Annotated in this window: 20 protein-coding genes; 6 read left to right on the forward strand and 14 right to left on the reverse strand. The window is 49.2% G+C overall.

What is annotated here, in order from left to right; genetic code table 11:
• Positions 1 to 618 precede the first annotated feature (618 nt).
• Positions 619 to 1446 carry a TerC family protein gene (locus P40081_RS29675; RefSeq protein WP_042139713.1) on the forward strand — a complete coding sequence of 276 codons (828 nt, stop codon included), beginning with the start codon at positions 619 to 621 and terminating at the stop codon, positions 1444 to 1446.
• A gap of 80 nt (positions 1447 to 1526) precedes the next feature.
• On the opposite strand, the gene P40081_RS29680 is transcribed toward P40081_RS29675, so the two are convergent.
• From P40081_RS29680 to P40081_RS29700, 5 genes are all read right to left on the reverse strand, one after another.
• Positions 1527 to 3866 (reverse strand): S-layer homology domain-containing protein, encoded by a 2340-nt coding sequence (locus P40081_RS29680; RefSeq protein WP_042139714.1) that lies wholly within the window; start codon positions 3864 to 3866, stop codon positions 1527 to 1529.
• Between the two features lie 252 nt (positions 3867 to 4118).
• The gene (locus P40081_RS29685; RefSeq protein WP_042139715.1) at positions 4119 to 4871 is read right to left on the reverse strand and encodes an ABC transporter permease; all 753 of its coding nucleotides are present in this window, start codon (positions 4869 to 4871) and stop codon (positions 4119 to 4121) included.
• Entirely contained in the window at positions 4865 to 5647 is a 783-nt protein-coding gene (locus tag P40081_RS29690) for an ABC transporter ATP-binding protein (RefSeq protein WP_042139717.1), read from the reverse strand. The genes P40081_RS29685 and P40081_RS29690 overlap by 7 nt, the downstream gene beginning before the upstream one ends.
• Positions 5628 to 6605, reverse strand: a complete 978-nt coding sequence (locus P40081_RS29695; RefSeq protein WP_231575216.1) for an ABC transporter substrate-binding protein — start codon at positions 6603 to 6605, stop codon at positions 5628 to 5630. The genes P40081_RS29690 and P40081_RS29695 overlap by 20 nt, the downstream gene beginning before the upstream one ends.
• Before the next feature lie 452 nt (positions 6606 to 7057).
• On the reverse strand, positions 7058 to 8788 hold the full coding sequence (locus P40081_RS29700) for a cellulase family glycosylhydrolase (RefSeq protein WP_042139719.1): 1731 nt from the start codon (positions 8786 to 8788) through the stop codon (positions 7058 to 7060).
• Positions 8789 to 9081: 293 nt separating this feature from the next.
• On the opposite strand from P40081_RS29700, the gene P40081_RS29705 reads away from it, so the two are divergent.
• Positions 9082 to 9354: a hypothetical protein gene (locus tag P40081_RS29705; protein ID WP_042139720.1), complete on the forward strand. Its 273-nt coding sequence runs from the start codon at positions 9082 to 9084 to the stop codon at positions 9352 to 9354.
• 274 nt (positions 9355 to 9628) lie between these two features.
• Positions 9629 to 9814, forward strand: coding sequence for a hypothetical protein (locus P40081_RS29710; protein ID WP_039297739.1), 186 nt, complete (start codon positions 9629 to 9631; stop codon positions 9812 to 9814).
• A 293-nt stretch (positions 9815 to 10107) separates the two neighbouring features.
• Here the strand turns inward: P40081_RS29710 and P40081_RS29715 are convergent, their stop codons facing one another.
• Together P40081_RS29715 and P40081_RS29720 are read right to left on the reverse strand one after the other, a co-directional pair.
• Entirely contained in the window at positions 10108 to 12057 is a 1950-nt protein-coding gene (locus P40081_RS29715; protein ID WP_042139721.1) for an NAD(P)/FAD-dependent oxidoreductase, read from the reverse strand.
• A 39-nt stretch (positions 12058 to 12096) separates the two neighbouring features.
• Positions 12097 to 13365 carry an L-lactate MFS transporter gene (locus P40081_RS29720; protein ID WP_042139722.1) on the reverse strand — a complete coding sequence of 423 codons (1269 nt, stop codon included), beginning with the start codon at positions 13363 to 13365 and terminating at the stop codon, positions 12097 to 12099.
• A 222-nt stretch (positions 13366 to 13587) separates the two neighbouring features.
• Here P40081_RS29720 and P40081_RS29725 point away from each other — a divergent pair, with 222 nt between their 5' ends.
• Positions 13588 to 14124, forward strand: coding sequence for a PadR family transcriptional regulator (locus P40081_RS29725; protein WP_039297747.1), 537 nt, complete (start codon positions 13588 to 13590; stop codon positions 14122 to 14124).
• Between the two features lie 64 nt (positions 14125 to 14188).
• Here the strand turns inward: P40081_RS29725 and P40081_RS29730 are convergent, their stop codons facing one another.
• From P40081_RS29730 to P40081_RS29740, 3 genes are all read right to left on the reverse strand, one after another.
• On the reverse strand, positions 14189 to 15013 hold the full coding sequence (locus tag P40081_RS29730) for an alpha/beta hydrolase (RefSeq protein ID WP_042139723.1): 825 nt from the start codon (positions 15011 to 15013) through the stop codon (positions 14189 to 14191).
• 54 nt (positions 15014 to 15067) lie between these two features.
• A complete protein-coding gene (locus tag P40081_RS29735) occupies positions 15068 to 15475 on the reverse strand; it encodes a MarR family winged helix-turn-helix transcriptional regulator (protein ID WP_231575217.1) in 408 nt (135 codons plus the stop codon).
• An 84-nt stretch (positions 15476 to 15559) separates the two neighbouring features.
• Complete coding sequence (locus P40081_RS29740; protein ID WP_042139724.1) at positions 15560 to 15922, reverse strand: winged helix-turn-helix transcriptional regulator; 363 nt, start codon at positions 15920 to 15922, stop codon at positions 15560 to 15562.
• Between the two features lie 198 nt (positions 15923 to 16120).
• Here P40081_RS29740 and P40081_RS29745 point away from each other — a divergent pair, with 198 nt between their 5' ends.
• On the forward strand, positions 16121 to 16684 hold the full coding sequence (locus P40081_RS29745) for an NAD(P)H-dependent oxidoreductase (protein WP_042139725.1): 564 nt from the start codon (positions 16121 to 16123) through the stop codon (positions 16682 to 16684).
• Between the two features lie 214 nt (positions 16685 to 16898).
• Positions 16899 to 18029, forward strand: coding sequence for an IS4 family transposase (locus tag P40081_RS29750; RefSeq protein ID WP_042135621.1), 1131 nt, complete (start codon positions 16899 to 16901; stop codon positions 18027 to 18029).
• Between the two features lie 196 nt (positions 18030 to 18225).
• On the opposite strand, the gene P40081_RS29755 is transcribed toward P40081_RS29750, so the two are convergent.
• From P40081_RS29755 to P40081_RS29770, 4 genes are all read right to left on the reverse strand, one after another.
• Positions 18226 to 18987 carry a SagB/ThcOx family dehydrogenase gene (locus P40081_RS29755; protein ID WP_042139726.1) on the reverse strand — a complete coding sequence of 254 codons (762 nt, stop codon included), beginning with the start codon at positions 18985 to 18987 and terminating at the stop codon, positions 18226 to 18228.
• Positions 18988 to 19255: 268 nt separating this feature from the next.
• Positions 19256 to 20974 (reverse strand): protein O-GlcNAcase, encoded by a 1719-nt coding sequence (locus P40081_RS29760; protein ID WP_042139727.1) that lies wholly within the window; start codon positions 20972 to 20974, stop codon positions 19256 to 19258.
• Between the two features lie 57 nt (positions 20975 to 21031).
• On the reverse strand, positions 21032 to 22771 hold the full coding sequence (locus tag P40081_RS29765; protein ID WP_042139728.1) for a family 10 glycosylhydrolase: 1740 nt from the start codon (positions 22769 to 22771) through the stop codon (positions 21032 to 21034).
• Between the two features lie 44 nt (positions 22772 to 22815).
• Positions 22816 to 24450, reverse strand: coding sequence for an extracellular solute-binding protein (locus P40081_RS29770; RefSeq protein ID WP_042139729.1), 1635 nt, complete (start codon positions 24448 to 24450; stop codon positions 22816 to 22818).
• Between the last annotated feature and the right edge of the window lie 16 nt (positions 24451 to 24466).

A 24466-nucleotide genomic window follows, 5' to 3' on the forward strand; every position in this document is an offset into this window, starting at 1 on the left:
TTCGCAGTAAAACTCGCTTCGGAAGCATCACTCAAGTTTTGTAAGCTAAGCTTCCCTGACATTCCCATATGCGACAGTCAACTGGCTGCCAGCTCGGTTTAATGTTATGTTAATTAACACAAACCTTGCTTGCTGCTTTAATTAGTCTCATCATATTTTCATAACAGGGCATCGTCAATTAGCTTAAAGCTTGATTTGCCCTTAATTTCCTTATGTTTGCAGTTTCGACATATGGTATGTCAAGTTATATGACTCGTATATGCCATGTTTCCGTTTTCAAAACAATCATTTCCTGATGATATTTATTCTCATAAACATTGACAACGCCTCTCAACTCATATATGATACTTTTAGTCAGATACGTAAATCCTAAAATTTCATATATCCCGTAAAGGGGAGTAGCTGTTAGATAAAATCGTCAATACGAGAATATGAGGATATTCTCCGGTTTTATCGGCAATTTATCATTGTTAGCGAGACCTTTACCAATCAGGTTACCTTTATTCCAAAGGCTAATCTGTTTGGTAAAGGTCTTTTTTATATAGTTTTGGTTACAATAATGGTAATAAGGGTATTTTTTACGAAAAGTATCCAGAGCCACATGAGGAGGAAACAGCAATGGATTGGGGATTATTATTAGAATACGGATGGGTATTGCTCGTTCTGGTCGCACTGGAAGGGCTGCTTGCCGCAGACAACGCACTTGTATTGGCAATCATGGTTAAACATCTTCCTGATGAGGAACGTAAGAAGGCGCTCTTTTACGGATTGGCAGGAGCGTTTGTGTTCCGGTTTGGATCACTTTTCGTCATCTCTTATCTGGTCGACATCTGGCAGGTACAAGCTATCGGCGCAATTTATCTGTTATTTATCGCGGGGAATCATATCTTCCGGAAATTGCTGTTCAAGAAACCGGTCACGGATGAAGCAGCTGAAAGCGGCACTTCCGGGGCTGTCAACAAGAAGAAATCCAGCTTCTGGTTCACCGTACTTAAGGTTGAGATTGCAGATATCGCCTTTGCAGTAGACTCCATCCTCGCAGCTGTTGCCCTCGCCGTTGCTCTTCCGCCAAGCGGAATCGGCCACATTGGCGGACTTGACGGCGGACAGTTCCTGGTAATCTTTGCGGGCGGATTCATCGGCCTGGTTATTATGCGGTTTGCCGCTTCTTTCTTCGTCAAATTGCTCCACACACGTCCAGGTCTCGAAATTGCCGCCTTCTTCATTGTCGGCTGGGTAGGGATTAAGCTTGCCGTCATCACTCTTGCACATCCTTCGCTGGGTGTATTGTCTGAAGACTTCGCGCATAGCACCTGGTGGAAACTGACCTTCTACGTGGTTCTGATTATTATTGCGGCTACAGGCTGGTTCATGAGCAGCATCAAGACCGAAGACAATGTCGGCGAGAATCCCGTCAAGGAAGTCGACAAACAGCTCGGCAAATAAGCTTCTCCACTTCATAATGCGACGTCAAAAAGCCCGTTCCCGCCATAGTGGCGGAAACGGGCTTTGCTGTGCTCCATTCTCTATTGGCCGATCACCTGATCGGTTCTGCCCTGCAGCTCTACGAGCTTCATGATCACATTAGCTGCCTGCGCTTTGGTTACAATCTGCTGTGGATTGAACTTCCCGTTCTCTCCCTGCAGCAATCCCAGCTTAACAGCCAGTGCTACTGCCCCTTTATCCTGAATTGCCGCATTGTCACTGAAGCCGGTTATGACAGAATCATTACCCAGAAAAGCCGAAAGCTTATCGTACTTCAGGAAGGAGGCCAGCAGAACAGCAAGCTGTTCGCGGCTTAACTTACTCTCAGGCTGCAGCGCAGCCCCTCTGCTGATCCATTCACGCTCTGCCGCATAGCTGACGGCTTCATAATAAGGGCTGTCCGGACTCACTCCAGCCACGGCTTTAGGTTCAGAACCATTCGAATACCCTGCATAATACGGTGTTGAGGATCTGGCAATCAGGGTGAACCAGTCTCCGGCCGTTATCTCCTGGTCCGGATTCACCTTCTTATCCGCATCTACGCTCAGCACGCCGTATTTCAGCAGCTCGGTCAGTGCCTGCTCTGCTGCATGCCCCTTAAGATCAACTGCCCCCGCTCCACTCCGTGACTGCAACGGGCTCTCGTAGGTCGTGACCCATTCCTTAGTTTGCGCATCCAGTACCTTATAGGTATCCTGAGAATCTGCCGGAGTCGGAGCATATACCAGCTTAACTACCGGTTCAACATACTTATTGTCTATATTATATCCGCCTATACTGCTGTACTGCAGCTTCAGATCATATCGGCCGAGATAGCTCTGAAGTGCTTCCGCCCCGGAAACTGCCGGAACAGGCTTATCTTTGAGCGCTTCATAACCGGTGTTGCCTGTATTCATGTAGCTTTGCAGTCTGCCGTAAACATCCATAGTCATGACTATATTACTGTCACTAACCGGAATACCCTGATAATAGCGCAAGAACTGGTAACGGTACCCCTTCCCGTCCTCAAGGATACTCCACTTCCCTCCATGCTCAGCCAGCTTAAGACTTCCGCTGGCCTTAGGATACAGACGGTTGATAAGTTCTATCGCCCTCTCCTTAGCTTGTGCCTGCGTCAGTTTGGTTCCGCCTGCAGGTGCAGGCTGTTCCTTCAATGCCTGGCCTCCATACTGCTCCAGCTGGAATTGAATGATTTCTCCGGTGCTGGAGTCTACTTCAGCGTACGTACGCTCCGGCATTGCCATATTAGCAGCCGTGCGACTTGCTTCCCAGGATAATCTCCAGAGCTTTTGCTTATCATTCTGGGAATTCACGCCAGAGTTCTGGCCTGAAAGCTTGCGTTCTGCAGGAATCGCAGCGACCTGCTGTACCAGCTTCGCCGCTGCAGCTGCGGTCAGCCCGGCGGCGCTTGCAGGCTGGAAAGTATTCTTCCGCTCTGGAACCGCCTCATAAGTGACAGCCGCCGTAATTGCTTCGCCTTCATTATCTATGCTTTTGCCAGTCTGGGCATCTACAAGGGAAAGGGATTCACTCTCAGGGCGCCAGCCCAAAATCCAGCGCACTGCCGCGCCATCTTTATATATAGGGATATAATAGAGGCCAACCTTAAAGTTCCCGGCAAATTGCTTGCTAGCTGATTCCGGGGAGACCGCCGGCTTCGCTGACGGATACACTCCGTCTGTAGCCGGTTTGCTGAATTGAACGATATTCCCGTTTCCATCGACGGAGATGTTCAGCATATCCGCTGCCGAGGGAAGCCCGTTTCTCAAGATTCTGAACGGAAATCTATATTCAAACATACCAAAGAGCGCGTCCCTGCCCATATAAGTCGGGTCGTTATCATCCAGTACAAGGTCCTTGGCTGCCAGGGATGGTGCGGCCGCGGCAATGAAGCTGCGGGCTTTCGCCAGCGCCTCCTCCCGGGAGAATTCCGGAGGGTAAAAGGCATTCTCCCTCAACATAGGATAAGAAATATACGTATTCACCAGATCACCTGTCATCGCATCGACCAAACTGGAGAACCCGTAACCTGAGCTGCCCAGCTGGTACTGCCACTGGACATTCCACACCATCTGGTTCCCGGAAGGAGGGTAAGAATCCGTGCCAAGCCGTACATTGGATACCGTCGCTTCCTTCAGAACGGGAAACAGCTCTCTTAGCTTGGCAATGGCCTGCTCCTGTGTGATTTTGGCCTTGGCCGGGTCCGGGGCTGCGGAATTGGCGGCCTGTCCGGCAGCTGCTGTGGAGAGAGGCACCCTTACCGAAGTGTAGCTGGAATCCGCAGCAGCCAGCCCGCCAGGCAGCAGTAATGCAAGCGCTACCGAAGTAATCAGGGCTGTCCGGGCGGTTTGCTGAATAAATTGATTGCGTTTACTGTTCAAAACATTTCATCCTCCTCAAATAAGTAACATGAATATTCTAATTATAATTATATTTAGATATATTTACCATGTTATATTTGCGACAGGAAATTACAGCATTCTCAAACAAGTAGAAACGGCTTTGCCGTCCTTTTAAGGGACGGTGTTGTTTCAGCGAGAAATAGAAGGATAAGTTATCGTGTGAAACATATAAATTCTTATATTTCAAAAGAAACGGGCACCGTCCTTATGCGGACAATACCCGTGTACAGACTACCGCCGCCACTTCATAAACCGGTAATCCAGCAGATCCACCAGCAGGAAAAGGACAAAGCCTACCAGACTGAACAGCATAATTCCCGCATACATCTCCGGATAATCCAGCCGCAGCCAGGCATCCATAATGAAGAAGCCCATGCCATGCTCCGTACCGTAAATTTCGGTGAAGAACAGCACCGATATTGCCGTTCCAAGGGAGATACGAATGGTGCTGAGAATGACCGACAATGCGCCGGGGAGCGTCACATTCCAGAACTTCTGCATGGAGCTGGCGCCGATGCTCGTCAGAACATCATATGTACTCTCAGGGATCGCCTTCACACCATCACGTACGGATATGATTACCTGGAACAGCAGGATCAGCATGATCATCAGCACTTTGGAGGTCTCTCCGAGGCCGAAGAACAGCATCACTACAGGCAATAGCGCAATCTTGGGAATCGGATAGGTCAGATACACTACCGGATCCAGCAGCCTGTTCCAGAGTGGAGAGCGGCCCATCAGCAGGCCTACCATCAGTCCGAGCAGCAGCGCCAGCAGCACACCCTCGAAGATCCGGAGCAGGCTGTAGCCGACGTTCAGCGCCACATCACGCGCACCCAGATGAAACATAGCTTCATAGACTGCACCCGGACTTGGCAGAATGGAATGATTCATCAGCAGATAGGCTATATACCAGATTACATTCATGCCCGCAAAAACGAACAGCAGCCGCAGCAGGTGAGGGAGATGCCGTTTTTTCACCATTTCTCCATCATTACCTTTCTGATTCTCTTACTTTGCTCGAAATACTCATCGCTCTCCCGCTTGTCCACATGCTTCATGGCAAACACAGCGGAGTTATCGAGAATCTCCGGCGGCTCCTGTTGCCCGGGCAGCATCACGATAATCTTCTGTCCCAGGAGAATCGCTTCTTCTATATCATGGGTGACGAACAGCGTGGTTGCCGGATGCGCCTGCCAGTTGTCGATAAAAATCTGCTGCAGCCCTTCCCGCGTAATGGCATCCAGCGCCGAGAACGGCTCGTCCAGCAGCAGAATAGTCGGCAGAATGGCGAATGCACGGGCAATAGCCACCCGCTGCTGCTGTCCTCCGCTGAGCGAGAGCGGAAACCGGCCGGCCAGCCCGGCTATGCCCATGGACTCCAGCCAATGCAGGATTTGCCCGTCCTGCTCTTGCCTGTTTGTGCTCCCGCTGCCGGGGCGGGCAATCTTCATGGCAATCCTGATATTGTCACGGACTGTCTTCCAGGGCAGCAGGCCATAATTCTGCGGCACCAGGCCAATCAGCGTCTCCTTCTCATGGACGGATCTGCCGTTGAAGAGCAGTTCCCCCTCATACCCCGGCAGCAGGCCGGCAATCGCCCGCAGCAGCGTGGATTTGCCGCTGCCGGAAGGACCGATTACTGTGTATATTCCATGCTCCGGCAGGGTCAGATTCATCTCTCTGAGTGCCAGCTGTCCCTTTTCGTAGGCTACATGAAGGTTGTTAATGCGGAGTCCGCTATTCTTTAAACTGGACATCGGAGATCACTTCTTCAGCCGATATATTTTTGGTGAGCAGTCCTTTTTCACGCGCCCAGGCGAAGGCCGCTTCTACTTCCTTCACATCCACCTGGTAAGCAGGGAGATATTCCGGCACCTTAATCTCATTCTTCAGCGTGTCCGGATAACCCACTTCCTTGATAATCAGATCGATATATTCCGACTGGTCATGCGTTTTCATATAATCTACAGCTTCATCATAAGCGGCGTACATATCACGGATACCTTGTCCCTTGGCATCAATCGCACTCTGCGGGAAAGCCAGCACGAACGGATTGATTCCCGCACTATGGGTCGAGCTGAGGACACGCAGGCCAGCAGTTTTGCCCATGGTCACGAACGGCTCCGGAAGGACGGCTGCATCGGCTTTATTATTCTTGAGCAGCTCCAGACGGGTTGGAATCTGCGGCACTTCGGTCACTGTAATATCGTCTTCAGTCAGACCGGCCTGCTTCAGCATCATCGCCACGGTATATTGGGTTGAGGTATTCTTGGACAGAATGACAGTTTTGCCCTTCAGATCCTTCACCTCTTTGACTTCAGCATTTCCGGTCAGCAGATCAAATTCACCCGTGGTAGTACTGGTAATTTTGACATCCAGTCCCGCTTCATTATAGATGGAAATCGCTACAAGATCTGCGCTGAGACCATCTACTTTGCCGGCTTGAAAAGCTACATCACGGTCCTTGGCGCTCTTGAAGGTCTGGATATCGAGGTTTACATTATGCTGTTTATCAAAGCCTTGCTCATGCGCAATAATAAACGGAATCGCATCAATAGAAGGCAGCAGACCCAGCGATATTGTAACCGCCTCGGCGGGAGCTTCCGCAGCATTTCCGGTACTTGCAGTATTGGCATTGCCTGCATTGGCATTATTCGAATTTCCGCAGCCAGCCGCTACCAGACCAACCGCAGCAGTCAACATTGCTATTTTCATAAGGTGCTTCCAGTTTTTTCTCTCCATGAATCTTAATTCCTCCGTCTCTTTTCTCTTCATCTGCTTGCTGTTGCTTCGCTTCTGCTTCCGGGAACAGGATCATCCTGTGGTGTAGTGCGGCATAGCCCCCTCAGGCCAGAGGTCCATGCGCATTTATTCACATATGGGCATAGAAGTAGAAACGTTCATGCCGCCCTTCAAAGCACGGCACTCGTTTCTATGGATACCGATTCCTATTCTGCTCGCCGGGAAGACCTAGTTAATGCAATTTTACACCCATTGCCCTATTTTGTATATTTATAAATTGAAATAATTATTGATGTGTGATCACAGGCGGGCAAGCATACGTGACTCCGCCAGGATTCCGTTTATTTGGCATACCGCAATAAAAAACCCTCTTTCATCACGCAGGATAAAAGAAGGCTCTTGGACATGCTCTGCTCAAATTACAATTACATTGCCGTACCGGTAACGCTCGTTCCGCTCTTGGTGATTTTGTAATTCACGACTTCGCCGCTCCAGAAATGGAACTTCAGGATTACGTCACCATTGTTCACTTCATTGAAGAACGCCGGCAGCAGACTGATTTCACCCGTGGTATAGGAAGGCGTAAACGTATAAGCAAATTCTTTATAAGACGTCCAGTTTTGCGGGCCGGCATTCCCTCCTGAAGCATAAACGGCTTCCATGGTAGCCAGAGTATCGCCATTAAACACAGCGGGTATTTTAAAAGCACTGACCGTTCCCTGAACATTGCTCAACTTAGGCGTATTATAGAGAATTACATTTAAAATCCAATCCGCGGCCTTATTGAAGCGGGCCGTCAATACCGCATTGACACCAAGCTTACCGGAAGATGTCAGGCTGGTGAGCTTCGCTGCTTTGAACGTCAGCTGGTCACCGCTTAGGGTATAATCCGTTCCCTGCACCAGCTGCTGGCTGCCGTATAGAATTGAAGAGAGCGTATTGCCGTTCAGATTCAGCTTAACCGTCACATCCTTGGCTGCGGCACCCTTTTTCAAATGAATGAGATCGCTTTCAGCAGTGGACGAGCGGCCGGTCCAGCTGGCCTTCATCATATTGTAGAGCTGCGGATCGGACCACTGGAAGGATGTACGGCCGAAATGCTGGCCATTGTCCCACAGCATCGGTGTAATTTGCTTGGACTTCAGATAATAAGCCAGATATTCAAAAAATTTCAACTTCTCCCCCTGCTCGATCACATCTGTATTCTTGTCAAAACCAAGCAGCCCATACTCGCCCACAATAACGGGAATGCCTCTGGCGGTAAAGGTGTTATAGACATTATTAAAGGTAGTCACGATATCGTTCTGGGTATCGGTCTCGAACCTGGTATAACCGGCAATATTGACACTGAACGGCCAGAACCCGTAATAGTGTACGGTCGCGATCAGATTGGAGTCGTTCAGCCTGCTGATGGTCTGGTACAGTGCATCCATCCGGGTCTGCGTCGGTGAAGCTTCCAGCGTGGACAGCACCAGCGGACGGGTCGCATTATTTCCGCCGGAGGCTCTGACGATGCCATGGAAAGCCACATTCAGCTCATCTAGCATCTGAATAGCCTTCGCTTCATCCGTCGTTCCGCCATCGGTGAAACGCGGCTCATTGACGCTCTCGAACATCAGCTTGCTGGAATATCCCTTGAAGCGGTTCGCAATCTGTGTCCAGACCGCCTTATAGCGGGCCAGTACCAGATCATGCTGCTGCTCCATTCTGCTGATCCACAGCCAGGAATCATGATGAACGTTGATCATGACATACAGATTTTCCGCTACTGCCCAATCAACAACCTGCTGGACACGGGACAGATAGGCTGCATCCACTGTATACGGGGCAGCCGCTCCTGTATGTACATCCCAGGTCACGGGAATCCGGATGCTCTTATAGCCTTGGGCAGCAATTTTCTTGATTAGAGCCTGTGTGACAGCCGGGTTGCCCCAGGAAGTCTCATCGGCTCCGGTCGCATCCAGTGAATTGCCCAGATTCCATCCCGGCTGCATGGCATCTACGTAGGATTGAAGACCTGTGGATGCAGCGGCAGCTACGGCTGCCTGCTCCTGCGGCGCCTGTTCTTCCGTTGCAGCAGAGACCATCGGTGTGACCATAGCGAGCAGCAAGACCGTGGTGAAGATGAATGACAGAAACGATTTCTTTTTTGGCATGGATCGTTTATTCCTCCCGGTTTGTTGTGATCGGCTGATGCATAAAATCAGCTTCATGATTTTATGCAACCGCTTACCAAAATCAATATAGCATCTTTTTTGATTGGTAAATATCCCAATTATTAGTGTAAAAAACACTCATAATTAGAGAATTTCTGTGCTCCAGCAGGAATGCCTCGCTTCAGCTATTTTGCTCTTTTTCCACAGCCTGTCCATCCGGCTTATGCTATAATAGTTAAACATAATTACAAGAGCCCGCTTCTAATGTAAATAATATTCGAGGAGCTGTGACGATGAGTGATCCGATTTTGCAGCAGATTCTTACGGAATTACAGGGAATGAAGTCCGAGCTGAGCATATTGAAGGCTGATATTGACAGCATCAAAGAAGATACGAAGCTGATCCCGCTGATCCAGCAGGCTGTATCCGAAGTCAATGCTGAAGTCAGTGTAACCCGGGACACTCTTGAGCGGATAGACAAAACATTGACCTTACATGATGCTACACTGGACATACTGGCCAGACGTTCTATTGATCAGGAAGCCGCATTGAAACGTATCAAATAAGCTTTCCCTACAGGAGTTTGCTGCAAGCGACCGCCATATCCGGCAGTCGCTTTTTCTTTTACCATTCCTCATCCCCTATTGTCTCTCCCACAAGGACATAACTCCTTTCACAAAGTACAAAGCCTCTCCAATTCACACTTTGTACTCTTTTATTGTCTATTTCACACGGACACACCTTTGATTTTCGACTGATCCGTGTTATAATGAAAGCGTAAACAAAAGTGATCGAAACCCTATTTTCCATCGGATTTCATCGCCAAGGAGGATGAATGCAATGCTGGCAGGAATTAAGGAACTGAAGAATTGGGTAACCGGAATGTGGCAGCCTGGGATGGCTTCGGGAGAAGAAGACTACCGGAAAATGGAATACAGCGTAGAGCGCCATTTGCACACACCGCAAACGCCAAGCCCGCTTACTTACGAACAGGAATCACGGATCAAGACTGTCAAATTCCATTAATCTAACCGGATGTATATAGATTGAACAATATTTGATACTTAAAAATCCACACTCAAACAAGGCCGCAAGGAACCGGATCATCCGGTTCATGCGGCCTTTTATTTATTTCGTGCGCCTAACCCTGAACCGAACCCTTTGATATAGCTCTTTGGATACCGGCGTGCGGATTGCATATAGTGCAGCCGCGAGGATCGCCCAAATGACCGCAGTTCTTTGCTTTGTTGCCTATGGAATTCCCCATATCCTATATAAACATCTACACCTATTATCCCCCTGGGGGGATATGTGTCAAACTAAATATCAAGCGCTGCATGATATCCCTGATAAATTGCAGTAGTGATCGTTGACGCTTTTACACAGTCCCCGATCTGAGCCACATAAGGAGCACAATCAATTAACTCCTCTACGATATCTCTTCTTGCCCGTTGTCCAAGTGCACATATTACGGAGGTTCCCGGAATCAGCTGCTCTTCCCCGCTTGGATTCAGGCAAACTACGCCCTCCGGCGTAACACATAACCCTTTATACCCCAGATGAACCTTAATATTCAGCTTGTCGATCTCCTTCAGCATAATCGGGCGATGTCTGATATTGGCATCCGGTGCCAGCTCAGTTCTCATCTCGACCAAATGTACCGTTTTGCCTTCCTGGGCAAGGTGAATCGCTGCTTCACTGCCCGCAAGGCCGCCTCCCAGTACAACCACACTATCGGTAATCTTATCTTTCTCCAGATAGTAGTCATTAACTACAACTACATTATCACCATCAAGTCCCGGGATTGGCGGAACAATGGCTGCGGAACCGACAGCTATAATTAACGCATCCACATTTTCATTATCAACATACGCTTGGGTCACAGGTGTATTTAGACGAATCTCGACGCCTGCGTCTTTGGCTAATTTCCCGAGAGTAACTCCCAGCTCATACATCTCATATTTGAAGGGCAGCGCCTGCTCTCCCCGCAGAATACCGCCCACATCATCCGACTTCTCACATAAAATGACCTGATGTCCGCGTTTGGCAGCAGTCATCGCCGCATACAGCCCGCCTGGGCCAGCACCCGCTACCAGAACCTTACGCGGATTAGCCGAAGGATAAATTTCTGTCCCGTCCATTTCACGGCCGATTAACGGGTTCACCGTACAGCGTCTTGTAGAGGTCTCCGCACGCTCCGCCATACAGGTGAAGCATCTCAGACATTTAATAATGTCCTCGTCACGGTTGCTCATGACCTTCCGGGGCAGCTCTGGATCAGCCAGCAGTGCGCGGGCCATCTCAACCACATCCGCCTGACCGCTGGCAATGATCTCTTCCATCTGAGCCGGGTCATTTAAACCGCCGACCGTAGCAACGGGGACACTTACATGCTTCTTGATCTCTGCAGCCAGATACACATTACTGCCATGCGGCAAGAACATCGACGGATGGGTGATTCCGAAGCCGGTCTGATACGTGCCCGCAGATACATGCAGCAGGTCGACTCTAGATTCGACAAGCTTGGCAATTTCAATACCTTCAGTAAGGTCATATCCGCCTTCAAACAACTCCGAACCGCTTATTCTGAACTCGATAGGGAAGCCAGGGCCTACAGCGTTGCGGACACTGTCAAGAACCTCCTGGGCAAACCGTACCCGGTTCTCCAAAGTTCCGCCATACTTGTCGGTTCTACGGTTGAAGTACGGAGAAAAGAACTGATTGATCAGCCAGCCATGTCCGCCATGGACCATAATCATCTCATAACCGGCTCTCTTAGCCAGTCCGGCACATCTGCCATAGGCTGCTACGATGTCATCAATTAGTGCTTGTGTAAGCTCCTTCACTTCCCTGCCGTCTGGGCGTACTCCGGGGCTGGGCCCCCACTGGGCCAATTCCTGCTTCTTATTCTTGTCCGTCAGATATGTACCGGCGTACTGTCCGGAATGGGATAGCTCCACACTCGCAATAGCTCCGTGACGGCGGATGGCATCTGCAGTATAAGTAAAGCTGGCAAGAGAATCTACAGTTCCCAGGTCCAGATGGTACATATGGGAGGCTTCGGTTTCGGGATGTACAACAACTTCACTGACTGTAACTGAGGCAGCGCCGCCTTTAGCTCTTAATTCATAGAACGCTGTGGATTTGGGTCCAATCGTACAGTCTGCTGTAATATCGGTTCCGCCCATAGGAGAGCCAAACATTCTATTTCTGAAGGTTACATTACCAATTGTGATGGGTTTAGACAGGTTCGGATATTTTCTAATCATGATTTCATTCTCCTTCTCTCTATACATTGCTTCTGTTCTTTATATACTAGCTTCCTGAGGCTTAGCAGCAGTTCTCGCCTGATATTTGACAGCCCACTTATAGACAAAGGTCAGGATAATTCCGGTGATGCCAAAGATGGCCGCAATCACAAAGGCTCTCTGATAGCTGCCGTCTGCACTGTACACATTCTTCATAATGGACGGGCCAAAATAGCCCGCTAATGCAAAGCCGATAAACATAATTCCATAATTCACACTATTATTCTTGGCACCGAACTGATCTGCAGTAAATCCGGGGAATACGCCCATCAGGGAGCCAAAGCTTAAGCCGATCACAGAAATACCGATATAGAAGGTCGCCACACTATTAGCTCCTGAAATATACAGCAGGGTGAGCCCCACTACAGATAAGAGTGAAGCAAAGGTAAGCGTGTTGATCCGGCCGATTTTGTCAGAAATATAGCCCGCCAGGATGCGTCCGCCCGTGTTGAACAGAGCCAGTACAGAAACCACAGTCGTTGCCGCCGCCGCAGACAGGCCAACCATTTTTTGAGCGATAGGTGAAGCTTGTGAGGTACACATTAGTCCGGCAAAAGCACCGCTGATTAATAACAGGATCATTACGTAGAATAGCGGACTTGCCAGCATGCCTTTCCAGTCTTTGTCGCCTTTTAGAGAACGGCCAGTACCCGGCACCTTGGGTGTCCAGCCTGCCGGAACGAAATCAGACGGACATTTCTCAATGAAGAAAGAAGCGGAGCAGATGATAAGAAGAAATGCGCTGCCGATGATTAAGAATGCTGATTTCACTCCAGACGAGCTAATCAAGCCATTGGCAATTGGAGGGATGATGACCGAGCTTAATCCATAGGCAGCAGTGGTTACTCCGCCAACCAATCCCCGTTTGTCAGGGAAGAACTTGATGGAGTTACTGATAGTGCAGCCGTAGACCATGCCAGTTCCAAGGCCAAGTACGATGCCGTACGTAAGAACCAGGAAGCTAACCGAGGTTGCAAACCCGGACAATATCATCCCGCCCCCGAATAACAGGCCACCTACCAGAATTACCCGCTTAGGCCCGAATCTGTCATTAATCCATCCGCCTGAAATCATCGTAATTGGACCGACTGAATTGGTAATCGTAAAAGCGATAGCCAAATCCCCCGGCGTTAAGCTGAGTCCTGTCAGCCCGCTCAAATACGCTGCCATCGGGGCAGCAAACACACTCCAGGCGTAGATTGAGCCAATACACAGGTTAATAAAGCAGCTCGCAATCAGAATAATCCATCTCTTCTTTGTAAGTTCCACTGCAATCTTCTTCTCCTTCATCAATCGTATTGTGAATTTATTCACATCTAATCCGATTTCATATTAGCACAGGCTCTTATTTATATCAATACAAACATGTATATATTTATATGTTTAATAAAACACGTTTATTCACATATGTAACAAATGTTATTGTCGACTGGCTAAATATGCTATACTAACGAAGTAGAAAACGACGAATATGTATAGGAAGCGAAGCTTATGAGAACTTTGAAATACGCTATTTTGGGGTTATTAAACAAAGAGCCAATGACTGGCTATGATATAGGTAAGGAATTCGGCAAGGATTTAGGTGAGTTCTGGAATGCCAAGCACAGTCAGATCTATCCGGAATTAAAGAAGCTGCTGGATGAGGGACTTATTGTATTCGAGATCCAAATTAGCGGAGAAATACTGGAGAAAAAACTGTATTCGATTACGGAGCAGGGCAAGAAAGCTTTTTTGCAATGGCTGAAAAAAGAAGAGCCGCTTGAGCCTACGCCTAAAGATGTATTCCGGCTGAGAATGTACTTCTCCAATAATCTGGATATAGCCACCCGGATTCATCTATTGGAGCATCAGCTGCATCAGCATCAGGAGAGACTGAAGCATTTAAGCAGGAATAAAGAGCGGTATGACAGCATCCCCCCACTCGACAGCGATAATTTCGGTGATTATCTTGTGCTGGATGGCGCAATTCTGCGTGAGACGGTAACGATAGAGTGGCTGGAGAATTTCATAGCCCACTGCAAGCAATAAACAAACAAATAGAAAGCATAAAGATTCGAGATTTTGTCACCTCGGATCTTTATGCTTATTTTGGTTAAAATTCTCTTCTCAGCCACTCCAGAACAGTCTCCGCTGCTTCCAGATACCGCTGCCCTACGAGCAGACCGGTATGCGTGGTGTCCCACAGGCCTTTGTAGTCTGCATGGAAATGCTCTGCGTTCACTTTGCCCCGGCGGTCGTCCTCCGCACAGTTAACAGCATGGATAACCAGACAAGGGCACTTAATGGACCGGCTGTCCACCGGGATTCCGTCCGCACCGTAATGATAAGAAAAAGCGCTAAACGCCTTGGCAGACTCCATAGTCAGGTACTTTCTTTGAAAAGCTATATCCTCTGCCGATTCATCTATGCCCGTCAGCTCCTCACGAACCGGGGCAGGCACTACGAGGCCAGGTTGTGTCCGGACGATGTCCCGGTAAGGCACCTGGTCATGAACTTCCTTACAAATACTTGAATCGATCAGCACGAGCCCGGCCGGATCTGCCGTTTCCGCCAGCTTTTGGCTTAGAATCCCGCCCATGCTGAACCCGATCACAATAGGCGGAGCCCCGCATTCAGCGATAACCTCGCTTATATCCTCCAGATAGTCCCCGAAGGTTATCTCCGTCATATCCAGCACCCGGCTTCTGTAATGGCTTCTCAGATTCATGACATAACAGGTCCATCCTTCACGGATAAAATGGGGAATGTATTTGCTCCACATCCAGCTTCCGGTAAAGGCACCATGCACGAACAGTAAAGGAGGCCTGCGGTCAGCATCCTCCGGGAGGTTCCTTCCTGCAAATATCTGCAGATACAGATCGTTCTCTCCGATGTATTTCTCTGTGTGCGGCGGCAATTCTGTCGTGTAATCTCTCACAAGTATTTCCTCCTTTGAACTTTAGTTTGATATCAAACTATATAATATATTTTTTTAGAAGTTGTTATTGATTTTAATTAGAATGCCCAGCAGCGCTTCCTTCTCCTGTTCGGTGACATTGAGGTAAAACTGCTCCAGCATGTCTGCAGATATCGCCTCAAAAACCGTTTCCAGCTCCCTCCCCTTCCCCGTCAGAGCAACGTATACAAACCTGGTGTCCTCCTTCTCCCTTTCCTTCGTCACCATGCCAAGCCGGACCAGCTTATCAACCAGTGCCGTGACGGTCGATTTGTCTTTATTAATTTTGGCGGAGATCTCTGCCATTGTAAGTCTGGGCTTCTGCAGCAGCGCATAAATAATGTCCCCGTGCGAAGTGCCGATACCTTCCAGCCCCTGCTTCACCATCTCTGCAACAATGAACCGGTTAACCTTCTCCCTGATCTTGGAGATCAGCGAAATCACATCTCTAGTTTCCATACAGGGATTATAGTTTGATATCAAACCATTGTCAATGGCGGGCATTTTATATAGTGAGGCAACGCAGGTTTACTCATCGTCCGGAATATTTTCCAGCAACACCACATCTTCACCCTGCTGCTGTCTGATTGCAATGTTGGCTCTGCCCCATGAACACATTACGTCAATAATTCCATTGGCTGTAGTTCCATATTCCGTTATATAATATTCAACTTTGGGCGGCATTTGATTATAGACCTGTCTGCCGATCATTCCGTCCCTTTCAAGTTCGCGGAGCTGCTGGATCAGAACCTTTTGCGAGATGCCCGGGATACTGCGCTGTAATTCACTTGTCCGTTTCTTACCCGACATTAGATTACATATGATTAACGCTTTCCACTTTCCTCCGAGAATTTCAAGCGTTGCTTCTATGCCTAAATGATATTCTTTCATACCTTCCACCTCATCACACCCTAATTAATTTAGCCTATCTTATCTTATGATTTCTATCATGCCATATAACGATCCGGAGTCCAATGCACACTTTGAGGTAACCATGTTACTTTATTGTGTGTATTTACATTTTTACAGGCATCCAAAATAATATAAACAGCTGCACAAAACCAATATCCGCCAGAAAGGTGATTAAATATGAAAACCCTTGTGATCCTAGCACACCCTCATATTGAGAATTCAAGAGTAAATAAAAGATGGAAACAGGAGCTGCTGCAGCATCCAGAGGAAGTTACGATCCATGAGCTTTACAAGGAATATCCGGACTGGAGCATTGATGTTCCGAAAGAGCAAAGTTTACTCGAAGCACACAGCCATATTATTTTTCAATTTCCTTTATATTGGTATAGTTACCCGCCTTTACTGAAAAAGTGGCTGGATGACGTCTTCACCCACGGCTGGGCGTATGGTTCAAACGGGAATAAGCTGAGAGGAAAGAAGCTGGGGATAGCTATGTCCATTGGGGATAAGCAGGAAAATTACCTGCCTGCCGGTTCCGTTTCTTTTACTGTAGATGAGGTTATTGCACCCTTTAAAGCCAGCGCAGGACATGTGGGTGCGATCGCATTACCCTATTTCGCCGTCTTCGGAGCCTCCTTTCAGGCGGGTGATGAAGCAATCAATCAGAGCGCAGCAGACTATCTTCAATATATTATTGAGAATAGATACGGGCCCACAAACCTCCCTCTCACTTACTTTTGAGAATCCTGTACAAAATACAACATTTTCCCACTCATCTCGGTCAAAATTCAAAAATGTTGTACAAAAGGCAGGATTTCTCTTCCTCCAAGCGGCTTAACCGGATAATTCTTGCATTTTATATAGGCGTGTTGATTTCCCAAAAAAAGGGACAAAAAAGGCCGCCATTTCGGGTAATGGTAAGTACGACCAAACCAAACCGAAATGAGGCGACCTCATGAATAAATATACCCCATTCTTAGCTGTTTTCAAACAAGTGTTAACATCGGATGAAGTCGAAATGGTGACCGGACAAACCAAGGACTACGTGGATAGAGGAACCAAAATGACCGTCGGGTTGCTACTCGATTACTTTGTCCAAGCCTGCTACCACAAATGGGACGGCTTCCGGCAAAGTGCCCGCTTAGGCCCAAACTTTGACTTGCCTGAGATTCATTACTCCACCCTTTCCGGCAAGGCCGGTGAAGTCCCTTACGAAATCTTCAAACGTATCTTTCAAATGCTCGTCACGAAATGTAACCGTCAAACCCGGCGGCATCTGAATCTGCCTAAAGATCTTCTGCTGATTGACTCGACTACGGTCACGGCGGCGAACTCCCGAATGCCTTGGGCCTCGTACAAAAAATTCAGAGGGGGCATTAAGCTGCATGTTGCTCTTTCGCAGGGTCAGCGTTCACCCGTGAACGTGGAGGAATCGATCGCGAAGCGCAATGACGCTCCGTTTGGAGAAGTCTTGGCAGATACGGACTACATTTTGGTACAGGATCGGGCGTACGGAAAAATCAGCAGATTGGATCAATATGTGCTCCAGGGCCAGTCGTTTGTGATTCGACTCAAAGACAATCTCCATTTGGTGAAGCCGAGAAACCTCCAGCGACCCGCAGAGGGAGAAACGAACATTGTTCGTGATATTACTTGTTATATCGGTCAAGGGAAGTGCCAATCCGCTAAGCGCCACCGGGTCGTAGAATTTGAGAATGACCGGGGGGAAGTCGTACGGGTCGTGACCGATTTGAGAAAAGAGTCTGCTTATGTGATCGCTGAAATCTATAAGGCACGCTGGGAAATTGAAGTCTTTTTCCGCTGGATTAAACAGCATCTGAACGTGCCATGTCTATTTGGAACCACTGAAAATGCAGTATACAGCCAATTGTTTGTGGCCCTTGCGGTCTATGTACTTTTGAGACGTGTTTATGATGAAATCCACCCCAACGTGCCTGCCTTTGCTCAACTGACCCTTTGGGAATTTATGCAGCATTGGCGTATATTTAGTCTTCCGCTGGAGTGGCAGGTTCAACTTAGTCTGCTCAGGAACAAGGTTGTTTTGGGAATTATATCCATACCATAATATGGGGAATCAACAGGCCTGCATTTTATACAACAATCCCTATGAAATACCTTGATATCTAGGGCTCAGAGTTGCAATATGTACAACATTACTGCCGGTAGGGTGTGAAAAAACCTTCCCTCACCCAAAGGGTAAAGGAAGGTTTAAACGCGTCGCCTCAGAAGACGGAAGCTATACTTTCAATTCGCCAAGGCAGCTATTCCCGTTTCTTCCCCACTGCGCCAAGATAGATAACAAACTCCTCATCGCCGTCTAACTCTAAAACCTCATCAATCAGCTTCTGATCATAGATGCCAATGGCGCAGGCACCTGCACCAATGGATTCGCTGGCTAAATACAGGTTCTGGCAGACATGTCCTACATCGATGAGGATTTTTTTGTGGGCGGAAATATCATATTTCCATTCGGAGCGGTAGGGTGTGGTACTCCAGGCAAACAGCACAGAAGCTTTGCGGGCAAAGTTAGGGACAAAGGGCTGATCCAAAGTGATCGCATCAATCTTCTGTTCCAGCTGATCTAATTCAAACATAAATAGGAGCTTATGCTCCACCGGGAGGTATCTGTAGATCCCTTGCGGAATGCCCTCTACCCGCATAATCATTAAATAGGTTTCAAAGGTGTGTGTCGCCCCACTGCAGGGCACGGTCCGCAGCGTAAGCCCGTTCTTGCTCATGCCGGTGATCCCTTGGGTCGCCCATAATAAATAGGATAACTCCTCCAGACTCAAAGTGTCGGCAGAATAGAAGCGTGTACTTCTTCTTTGCCCGATACAATCAAAAAAATCCTCTTTACTCACTACGTCTCTGCTAACCTTCGGCAGATCAATAATTAGTGATTCCGGATCAAACGGCTTAACAATTGGCGGCTGGGCAATTCCTTTGATCTTGTCTGTTTTAATATGTTTGAATTCATGAAAATTGGATTTCAGAAAATTTCTTTGTTGTTCATATCTGGTCATAACAGTTCCTCCCGGATTAACTTGATAGCTTTAATTTACCACTCCGGCAAAAATAGATTGTGATTTCATTCACTTTACACCTTGCAAAAATTCAAATACCAAAAAACCTCCCCCACCCGAAGGGTAAGGGAAGGCTTAAACATGTCGTCTGAAGCGCGGGCGCTATAATTCCACCTTCACCAAGCATGATGAGTCAGGAGAACTGTTTACGCTTGGCTTATTACTTTACTGCCTGGCGCTGTGCTCTGCCGATATTGCACTCTGCCGATTATATTCCAGCCTCCGCTTCCAACGTCAGCCGGTATCCGTTCTTTCCATCCCTGGCAGCAAGTCCCCAGGCTTCGGCGGCTCTCCAGGCTGGATCACTCCCCAGCCGGACCTCAAAGGCCTGACAGGCTTCGGCCCGCTTGCGCAATTCTTCACCGGCTCCGGGCAGAGGCGTCCCGGCAACCTTCTGCCGCAAGGCTCTCCACAGCTCTACATCCGCCAGGGCTCTTTGCAGCCAGGGCCCTGCCTCTTCCTTAAACTTGGAATTCTCCATTTCAAGTAACCGGTAGGAGACGCTCTCCAGGCGGTCGAAATACAAATCAAGCCTCGGGATATCTTTGCTCTGCAAGGCCTCTTTCAGTTCCTCATACCCGCCGCTATAGAGCTGGCTATTTAGATTCTGGCTGCAGAAGAACATCATATCCTCTGCCAGCTCTCCGGCGAATTCCCGGACCGACAGCTCCCAGGAAAGCTCCGGCATATAACGCTCACTGTTCCACATATAGTGGGCCATTGTGTTCAGTGTAATCTTGGAGCATTCCCATTGAACCATCGGATTCGCTACCACTGCCTGATGCCCGGTCTGACCAAGCTGCGAATAACGTCCGCGAACCGGGTCCAGAAACAACCGGTCGTAGTCGGCATCATTGACGGGAATGTTATCCCACAGCCACAGCTCATGTCCGTAATAGCTGTAATTATTCCGTGCATCCCTGCTTCCGACTTGCCGGGCAAAGACGGAAGAGCCGGTCCAGAATATGTTGATGTCCGTATGCAGCTTCTCGCGGATATCCCGCTTATATTCGGTATCCCAGTTAGACCAGTATTCTGAGGGGCACATCACCAGAGTAACCTTCTGCAATTGACGGCTTAAATAGTCATAGACACGGTTTGCCACATAGGCGTGCGCCAGTCCGGAGCGCTCCAGGTAATGGAGGTTCTCCCCTGACAATGCGTAGTCGATGTCGTCCATGAGCAGGGCGAAATGCCGGACACCGATGGCGATCATCGCTCTCAGCTTTGCTTCCAGACTGGCAAAATCATCTTCACTGCGAAACTGCAGATCATTTCCCGGACTAATGCAATAATAGAAGTCCACCAGCTGGGCATCACATTCCTGCTTGAGCTCACGAATCTGGGCAAACATAGCCTCAGGATAAGGCTCACGCCACAGCTCACGGTGATAGGGATCATCCTTGGGAGCATGCATGAAGGCGTTCATGCGGTGAGCCGCCATATAGCGCACAGCATCTATCCGGTCATCAAAGCTCCACGGCGTGCCATAGAAACCTTCAATAATGCCGCGGACTGGAAAAGAAGGCTCATCGTGAATTGTAGCGACAGGCAACCGGCACTTGCCTTCATCTATGCTCAGCAGCCGGTGCAGAGCATCCATCCCATACCTTAGTCCTCTCTTATTGGAGGCTGCAATTGTAATTTTTCCGTCCTTACGGATGTCCAGCCGGTAGCCATCCGCCTTAAGCGATCCCTCAAATTCAAGCTCCAGCGTGGCATTGCCCGGTGCGGGTGTCTCTCCTTCTTGCGGCGGTTCAATAATTACAATCAGGCCATCCGCAGCAAGCGGCCACTCCCACTTCTGGATCATGGAGAACTTTGAAGTCAACCCGATTCTCAGCCGCTGCCCTTCCAGCACCAGCTCCTCACCCTGATCGTAGTAGTCCCGGAAGTAATACTGCCGTTCCCGTAGCGGCATAGTCATATTCACGCCTCCTTCAGCCTGCCTATCAAAGTAAACTTCATTTCCCGGCTCTTAGGCTTAATCCGTAACCTTCACATTTCCAAACACGGCCTTGCCCCGCGAATCATTCCCCGGATTGCTGAGGGCTATGCCGATATACACCTTGCGTTTCATGGGGATCTGAACCGTTCCGACTGTCTGCCAGTTGCTCCCGTTTGCCGAAATCGACCCTTTGAACGTATTTCCGGTTCTGGTCAGCTTCAGCCATTTCGGAGCCGAGCCGGCCGCAGTATGGTCGGTCATATCGCCTGCGGTTTCAGCACGATACTGGAAGGTCGCCCCATTCCCGGGGGTAAGCATCATATCCGCGTGCCTGGAATTATGGCCCATGGACTCCCGGATCATAATGCCGGCCTTGGCCCAGCTGTCCAGCCAGCTGGTGGACTGCACCTTAACAACAATCTCCGCATTGCCGCTCACGGGCTGGTATATATAATTCAGCTGATCTGCATTCCCCCAAATATCCGTCGAGCTGCTGCTGAGTGTAAATTGCTTATTGGAAGCATTGTAGGTGGCGTTCCCCGGCATGGAACCGATATTCCGCGCCTTCCACACAGCGGGCAGCTGGGCCGGATAATCTTGCTCTACCGGAGCCGTCCAGCCTGGCGTCGGCCAGGTCTCACGTTCATGGATGTTCGCCAGCTCATCTTCCGGCCAGGCCCCGTAGGCAAAGAACGACAGGCGCTTCACGTCCGGATAATTCTCGCGGATGCCTTTGTAGACCTCCTGATATTGATCATCGGTCCAGTCATTATCCAAGGTGGCTACGATGTCCGCAGCACTGCCGCTGATCCGGTCGCTCGTATCCTTCAGGATGCCGTAGGAAGTGCTGTATACCCAATCACTGTTGAACTCCCAGTCATCGAAGTACGCCATCGGCGCGACAAAGTCGATCTTGTCCTTGAACTTGGCTACATTCTGTCCCACCTCTGTAAATTCCGGCGGCAAAATATACACACCAAGCTGCACATCCGAATTCGAGGATTCAGAGATATCCTCACGGATATCGCCTACATACTGCCCAATTTGTTCGGTTCTCCATTCGTTCCACTGCTGACGCTGCGGCGAATCCGTATCAAAGTCAATGCTGAGCGGCGAATACCCGAACTCCGCCTGATACTTCGCAACCGTATAATCACTGACGTCCATGTTGTAATTGTCGAAGCGGATCCAGTCCAGCACAACGCCGTCCACATCATAATTCTCAATCACTTCCTGAATGATGGAACGCTCATACTGCTGCACTTCATGATGAATTGGATTGATGAAATATTCGTTGCCGTTAGAGCCTGTAAACGGAGTCTGAACCCCGTCCACCAGCGCCTGCATCTGCCATTCATCGTGAGCCAGGAAGGCCTGCTGGTCATGGAACTGGGGAATCCAGGCATGAACCTTGATTCCTGCGGCATGAGCTGCCGTAATGACAGCCTGCAGAGCATCGAAATTCTGGTAGCCCTGGGCAATGGGCGCGATATCACTCTGATAAAATACACTGCCGGACGGAACCTCATCATCTTCATCCTGCTTCACGTTCATGCTGATGACATCGACCCCGTAGCTGGTGGACAGACTGATGAAATTCTGGACATCCGCCATGTTCTTGAACTGGTTCACGGTCCGTACAATCACTTCCGTCTCAAAAGGGGGATTGCTCCCCTCCTCGGCCTGGGCCGGCACGGGAAGGGAACCACCCGCTACCGAAGAAACCAACACGATACCCAGCACCGCCATGAACCCCGATCTCAGTGCAAATGTCATAATCTCGCCTCCACATCATAGTCTTATTGAACTTCTAACAAGAGTTATTTCGTAGCGTTGATTTTCTTAACATTCTCCTGCCACTTTTCAGTTCTGAACTCAAGCAGCTTATCCAGCCCTGCCTTTGCAGTGTTCTTCTTAGCCGTCTCCAGTGCCGCCAGTACCTCTTCATCCGACTTCGCCTGAACCATCTGGGCGTAAGCAAGGGTATAGATATCCGCGACATTCTGTGCGATGATGCCGGTCTCCGTATCGGGAAGCGGATCGGTATTTACAAATTCCGTAATGTCCAGCGCGGTTTTCCAGGTCACCGTGGACTGCGCTACGGTCTCCCATGATTTCTGGTTCGCCGAGAGCAGCGCCTCGAGGCTCATTTTCGCAGTATCAATGAAGGTCGTATTTCCCGCCCAGTTAAAGTCCTCGAATTTTCTCATCGTATCCGTACGCTCGTTAGCAGGAGTGGTCTTGTATTTCTCGTTCGGGATGGGCGCTCCATCCGCGTCCTCTTCATCCCAGTATAAGCCCTTAGGGCCGAAGAACAGCACCTTTTGTCCCTCCGGACCCGTAATCCAGTCAAAGTAAGCGAAGATAGCCTCCGGGTCCTTGGCCTTTTTCGTAATAACACTGACGTTCCAGCCCAGCGTCTCAAAGCCGCTTACAAATACTTTGGTCTTATCTATACCGGCTTTATGGATCGGCCAAATAATCTCATAACCGCTGTCCGGATGGCTTGCTGTCAATGCCCGGTGCCCCTCGGCTCCATACGTAGTGATATTGGATTCAACCATGACCGCTACCCGGCCGGTATTGACCTTTTCCTTGACCGCATCCTGGGTTTGCTGCAGCGCATCCTGTGTAATCAGCCGTTCACGGTACAGCTTATTGATATACAGCACCATCTCCTCGTAAGCGGGATCGTCCAGGATAGATGTCAGCTTGTCGCCCTCCGGATGCCCCATGAGTGTAACGAACTTGCTGGTGGAGTTCTCCCTGAAACCGCCATACATAATTTCCAGACCTGCACCCTTCTCCCCAACCTCCAGAGGGACTACATCCGGGTACTTGTCTTGCACCATGAGCAAATACTGATATAAGTCATCAAAGGTCTCCAGCGCCGGTCTGCCGAGTGCGTTATAAATATCCTTATTCACCATCCACCCGCCGTTGCCGAATTGCCCGGAGGTATACCAGTTCGGGATTTGATAGATTTGCCCGTCATCTGAACGGAGCAGATTCAGGGTGGATTCTTTGACATATTTCTTGAAGTTCGGATATTTCTCATAGTAATCATCCAGTGCAACAAGCTGCCCTGCCTGCACCAGCCGTTCTACTGAGGACCCCCGGTCCGTAAAAATAACATCCGGCAAATCACCGCCGACGATCATCGTGTTGAGCTTTTCTCCAGCTGCTCCTCCGGATTGTATTGGTTCAACCGTAACCTTGCGGTTCTCCTGAATCCACCTCGTCGCCTCGTTCTCCCCCCAGGGTGAGGTCGTAAGCCAATCGTAGTTTCCATAAAAGCTGAAGGTAACGGGCTTGATCCCGCTGCCGTCCTCTGTGCCGGCCCCTGTATTCAGATTGTTCTGCGAAGCGTCAGAATTCCCACCTCCGCTGCAGGCCGTGAGCAGAAGCACCAGCGAAGTCAGCAACAAAGCTATCCATTTCAGGCGTTTACGCATTCTTTTCCCTTCTTTC

It is taken from the genome of Paenibacillus sp. FSL P4-0081, assembly GCF_000758565.1.
Taxonomy (GTDB): Bacteria; Bacillota; Bacilli; order Paenibacillales; family Paenibacillaceae; genus Paenibacillus_AQ; species Paenibacillus_AQ phytohabitans.

Coding starts and splice junctions, on each gene's coding strand:
- P40081_RS29740 (WP_042139724.1), bottom strand. CDS start 15,922: ATGAAAGAATATCATTTAGGCATAGAAGCAACGCTTGAAATTCTCGGA.
- P40081_RS29715 (WP_042139721.1), bottom strand. CDS start 12,057: ATGATTAGAAAATATCCGAACCTGTCTAAACCCATCACAATTGGTAAT.
- P40081_RS29675 (WP_042139713.1), top strand. CDS start 619: ATGGATTGGGGATTATTATTAGAATACGGATGGGTATTGCTCGTTCTG.
- P40081_RS29700 (WP_042139719.1), bottom strand. CDS start 8,788: ATGCCAAAAAAGAAATCGTTTCTGTCATTCATCTTCACCACGGTCTTG.
- P40081_RS29765 (WP_042139728.1), bottom strand. CDS start 22,771: ATGACATTTGCACTGAGATCGGGGTTCATGGCGGTGCTGGGTATCGTG.
- P40081_RS29755 (WP_042139726.1), bottom strand. CDS start 18,987: ATGACCAGATATGAACAACAAAGAAATTTTCTGAAATCCAATTTTCAT.
- P40081_RS29710 (WP_039297739.1), top strand. CDS start 9,629: ATGCTGGCAGGAATTAAGGAACTGAAGAATTGGGTAACCGGAATGTGG.
- P40081_RS29725 (WP_039297747.1), top strand. CDS start 13,588: ATGAGAACTTTGAAATACGCTATTTTGGGGTTATTAAACAAAGAGCCA.
- P40081_RS29695 (WP_231575216.1), bottom strand. CDS start 6,605: ATGAAAATAGCAATGTTGACTGCTGCGGTTGGTCTGGTAGCGGCTGGC.
- P40081_RS29690 (WP_042139717.1), bottom strand. CDS start 5,647: ATGTCCAGTTTAAAGAATAGCGGACTCCGCATTAACAACCTTCATGTA.
- P40081_RS29745 (WP_042139725.1), top strand. CDS start 16,121: ATGAAAACCCTTGTGATCCTAGCACACCCTCATATTGAGAATTCAAGA.
- P40081_RS29770 (WP_042139729.1), bottom strand. CDS start 24,450: ATGCGTAAACGCCTGAAATGGATAGCTTTGTTGCTGACTTCGCTGGTG.
- P40081_RS29685 (WP_042139715.1), bottom strand. CDS start 4,871: ATGGTGAAAAAACGGCATCTCCCTCACCTGCTGCGGCTGCTGTTCGTT.
- P40081_RS29760 (WP_042139727.1), bottom strand. CDS start 20,974: ATGACTATGCCGCTACGGGAACGGCAGTATTACTTCCGGGACTACTAC.
- P40081_RS29750 (WP_042135621.1), top strand. CDS start 16,899: ATGAATAAATATACCCCATTCTTAGCTGTTTTCAAACAAGTGTTAACA.
- P40081_RS29705 (WP_042139720.1), top strand. CDS start 9,082: ATGAGTGATCCGATTTTGCAGCAGATTCTTACGGAATTACAGGGAATG.